2 protein-coding genes and 1 pseudogene are annotated in these 4,435 nt (G+C 73.2%); 2 read left to right on the top strand and 1 reads right to left on the bottom strand.

The window, feature by feature from the left end:
* Window positions 1–240 precede the first annotated feature (240 nt).
* Window positions 241–1,602 carry an NAD(P)/FAD-dependent oxidoreductase gene (locus AB0J52_RS29060; protein WP_500185697.1) on the bottom strand — a complete coding sequence of 454 codons (1,362 nt, stop codon included), beginning with the start codon at window positions 1,600–1,602 and terminating at the stop codon, window positions 241–243.
* A gap of 378 nt (window positions 1,603–1,980) precedes the next feature.
* Here AB0J52_RS29060 and AB0J52_RS29065 point away from each other — a divergent pair, with 378 nt between their 5' ends.
* Both AB0J52_RS29065 and AB0J52_RS29070 read left to right on the top strand, forming a co-directional pair.
* Window positions 1,981–2,739, top strand: a complete 759-nt coding sequence (locus tag AB0J52_RS29065) for a YbhB/YbcL family Raf kinase inhibitor-like protein (RefSeq protein WP_500185698.1) — start codon at window positions 1,981–1,983, stop codon at window positions 2,737–2,739.
* 270 nt (window positions 2,740–3,009) lie between these two features.
* Window positions 3,010–4,435, top strand: a pseudogene (locus tag AB0J52_RS29070) (hypothetical protein); the annotation flags it as partial.

A 4,435-nucleotide genomic window follows, 5' to 3' on the forward strand; every position in this document is an offset into this window, starting at 1 on the left:
GGCCTTCCCCGAGGGGCCCGGCGCTTCCCGGGGGCCGGTCGCCGACGGCAGCGGAGAAGGCCGCCGCGGCCGGGACGCGCATGGCGGAGCGGTCGTCCTCGCACCGGACCTCGACCGGTCCCAGAATCCCTATCCGCACGTCCCGATTGTCCATGAAAAAGGAGACACCCCCGGCGCGCGGCACGGCGCGCCGGGGGTGTCGTCACCCGGAGGCGGACGGAGCGTCCGCCGTGAGCTGCGTCAGGAGGCCCGCTGCCTGGGCTTGGCGTCGTCCAGCGCGGCCAGCTCGAAGTCGGCGCGCGGCTGCTCGACGGTGGCCAGCGAGACGGTCTCGCGCTTGAGGAACAGCGCGAGCGTCCAGTCGGCCAGGACGCGGATCTTCCGGTTCACGGTCGGGACCATCAGGCCGTGGTAGGTCCGGTGGAAGAACCACGCCGGCCAGCCCTTGAGCTTGAACCCGAGCGGGTTCGCGACGCCCTTGTGCAGGCCGAGGCCGGCCACGGCACCGAGGTTGCCGTGGACGTACGGCTTCAGCGACTTGCCGCGCAGCGAGCGGACGATGTTCGCGGCCAGCACCTTGGACTGCCGCAGCGCGTGCTGGGCGTTCGGCGGGCAGAACATGCCCTCCTGGGTGAGGTCCGGGATGGCGGCGTTGTCGCCCGCGGTGAACGCGCGGACCATGCCCTCGATCGTGAGGTACTCGGTGCCCTTGATGCGGCCCCGCTCGTCCAGCGGCAGGTCGGTGTGCCGGACCACCGGGGACGGCTTGACGCCCGCGTTCCACACCAGCGTCCCGGAGGCGAAGCGGCTGCCGTCCGACAGCTCGATCTCGCCGCCGACCGCCGACTGCAGGAAGGTCTTCAGCTTCACGTCGATGCCGCGGCCGCGCAGCTGCTCGGCCGTCCACTTGCCCATGTCCGGCCCGACCTCGGGCAGGATCCGGTCGGTCGCCTCCACCAGCACGAACCGCAGGTCCTGCGGGGTGATCTTGCGCATGTACCGGGTGGCGTCGCGGACCATGTCCTCGACCTCGGCGACCGCCTCCACACCCGCGAAGCCGCCGCCGACGAACACGAAGGTCAGCGCCTTGCGGCGGATCTCCACCTCGTCGGTGGACTCGGCGACCTCGAGCTGCTCCAGCACGTGGTTGCGCAGGTGGATGGCCTCACCGACGGTCTTGAGGCTGAAGCCCTCCTCGGCCAGGCCGGGGATCGGCAGGATCCGGGGGACGGCGCCGGCGGCCATCACCAGGTAGTCGTAGTTGATCCGCTCCGGCGGTCCGGCGAGCGGCTGCACGATGGCCCAGCCCTCGTCGTGGTTCAGCTCCGTGACCCGCGCCTTGCGCACGGTGCACTTGGGCAGCACCCGGCGCAGCGGGACGACGACGTGCCGCGGGGAGATGTTCCCCGCCGCGGCCTCGGGAAGGAACGGCTGGTAGGTCATGTACGAGTTGGGGTCGACGACGGTGACCTTGACCTCGCCCCGCTTGAGTTCCCGCTTGAGCTTCTTCTGAAGCCGCAGAGCGGTGTACATGCCCACGTAGCCGCCGCCCACGATCAGGATGTGGGGAGCGCCAGGGGTGCCCTCGGCGGTCCTGGCCATCGCGGCCTCCTAGTTTCACGCTCGGCTTGTGAAGGTATTCACAAGCTACCTCCGGGTTTGCACTGCCATGAAGCAGAACAAGGCAAAGAAGGACAGATGTTTCCCGAGCGGCAAACTTAGGCCGTTGTGACGGCGTGAAACACGTCACGTCTTTCCGATCCTACGGGATCCGTAGGACTCAACTCACATCGGCGCGGTCACCGGGGCCGTCGCGCGCGGCGGCGTTCCCGCAGCGCCGAAAGACCCGATCCACCCCGCCGGAACCCCTAGGGTTGGGGCCGGACGTGGAAGGGGGCGCAGGCCTGGGCTCGCGCACCGCCAGACGAAGGGAAACGCGGTGGAGCGCGGCGTAGCATCTCGCCCGGGAGCGTATCGACGATGAACAGCCTGTCTCCGAAGCGACGCAGCCACATGAGCGACGACGCCGGACCCCGCCCGAACGACAACGCGCGCCTCGGCACGCCTGCCGGTGCGGGCCTCGGCGCGCCCGCCGGTACGGGCCTCGGCACGAACGCCGGTGCGGGGTCCCGCGCGGACGCGTCGGCGCGCCGGTCTCCGAGGCGCGGACGGCGTCTCGCCGCCGCGGCCTCCGTCGCGGCCGTGGCCGTGGGCCTGTCCGGCTGCGGCCTCATCGGGCAGCCCCAGAACAAGAGCGCCGAGCTCTCCGAGTGGTTCACCGTGACCAGCCCCGTGTTCCGCGATGGCGGCGACTTGCCCGCGCGGTACGCGTGCGCGACGTACTCTGGATCCGCCGCACTGGGCAAGACCCCGCCGCTGCGCTGGTCGGCGGGAGGCGTCCGGACCGCCCAGTCCTATGCGATCGTGGTGGACGACCCGGACGCCGCCGGCGGCACCAACGTCCACTGGGTGGTCGCCGGGATCGACCAGGCGCAGCACGAGCTGGTCGAAGGCGGGCGGCTCGGCACGATGGTCGAGGCGCGCAACACCGCGAAGAAGGTGGGCTACACCCCGCCGTGTCCGCCGAAGGGCGCGCGGCACCGGTACCGGTTCACCGTCTACGCGCTGGACACGAGGGTCCCCTTCGCGAACGGGGCCACGCTGAAGGACGCGCTGGGCGACATCGCCAAGCACACCGTCGGGCGGGGCCGCATCACGGGGAACTTCGGCGACAAGTAGACGCGTTCCCCCGGAGACCCTCGGGTCACCGGGCTGCGCTGAGAGGCGCGGACCCCGCGGGGACCGAGAGACAAGGGCGTACCGGACGGCCCGAATCGGCCATTCGAGACGCATCGGGTGAGGGATTATGTGCGCGAAAGGTGTGACAACGGTCATAGCGGTCGGACAGAATCGGCTAGGGTCCGCCGGGAACCGACCGCGCACGATGATCGGGACCGACCCGCGGTCCGCGCTGGCGACTGACGCCGGGCCAAGACAATGGGTGGTGGCATGACTTCTACAATCGTGGTCTTCGGCCTCGTGCTGGTCGTGGTCCTGGTGGTCGTCCTGGTCGTCCTGGGACTGCGCGCCCGGGGCGACGGCGGGGACGCCGACGACAACTGGACGGCCGACAACGAGCAGCCGCGCGACCGCGGTCGCGGAAGGGGCCGCCGCCGCGCGCCCGAGCCGCAGGCCGGCGAGTACGACGACGGTTACGAGCCCGGTTACGACAACGCCGGTTTCGACAACGGCGGCTTCGACGGCGACCAGGGCTTCGAGCCCGGCTTCGACCGCCGCGTGGCCGGCCCGGGCGGCGACGTCCCGGTCGCGGGCCAGCCTCCGATGGCCGCCCCCACCGGCGCGCCGGCGCCTCCGCCGCCCGGCGCCCTCGCCGGTCCGGGTCTCGCCGGTCCCGGCGGGCCGGGTGGCCATGGCGGGCCGGGCGGCCCCGGTGCTCCCGGCGGCCTTGGCGCTCCCGGTGGCCCTGGCGGCCTCGCCGGCCCCGGAGGGCCCGGAGCCCCGGGCGGTCCCGGCGGGTTCGGCGGGCCCGCGTCGCAGACGCAGCAGGCCCCGCCGCCGCAGCCGGCCGCCGCTCCCTCGTCCCCGCCTCCCCCGCCGTCCGGGCAGTCCGGCGACGAGATGGGCGACGACGACTACTGGGCCACGATCACCTTCGACAAGCCCAAGTTCCCCTGGCAGCAGAACAAGCGGGACGACATGGACGGCGCCGACCCGTCCGCCGACCCGCTGCACGCCGGCGCCGCCCCGCACGGCGGCCAGCACCCGGGCGTCCCGCAGGGCGGCCCGGGCGACCAGTTCGGCGACCCGTACGCCGACCACGGCGCGCCCGCCGACCCGGGCAACCCCGGGATGACCGTCACGCTCGGCGCGGACGGCGGCATGAACGGCCCCGCCGGCACCGGCCCGCAGGGGCTCCCGTCGCCGTTCGGCCCGGGGTCCAGCGCCCTGTCGAACGAGCCGCCGGCCAGCCCCTTCGGCGCGGACCCGTCCGCCCCCTTCGGCGCGGACCCGTCCGCGACCGCGCACGACCCGCTGCCCGTCTACGACCACGGCAACGCGCAGTCCCCGTTCGGGGCGACCGGCGAGCAGCCCGCGTTCGGCGCCGGCCAGCAGGACCAGCACGTCTACGGCGAGAGCTCGTCGTCCGGCTTCGGCGACGGCTCCGGGTTCGGCGACGCTCCGGGCTTCGGTCAGGGCGACCCCGGGTTCGGGCAGAACGACGGTTCCGGGTTCGGCCAGTTCGGCTCACCCGGTGACCAGCCCGCGTACGGCACGCCCGACAGCCAGCAGCCCTCCTACGGCGCCACGGGCGGCAACGTGGGCGGCGGCACGGGCGAGCACCCGTCGCCGTTCGGCAACGACCCCTCGCCGTTCGGCAGCGACCCGCTGAACGCGCGTCCGGGCCCCTCCGGCG

It is taken from the genome of Spirillospora sp. NPDC049652 (assembly GCF_040675125.1).
Taxonomy (GTDB): Bacteria; Actinomycetota; Actinomycetes; order Streptosporangiales; family Streptosporangiaceae; genus Spirillospora.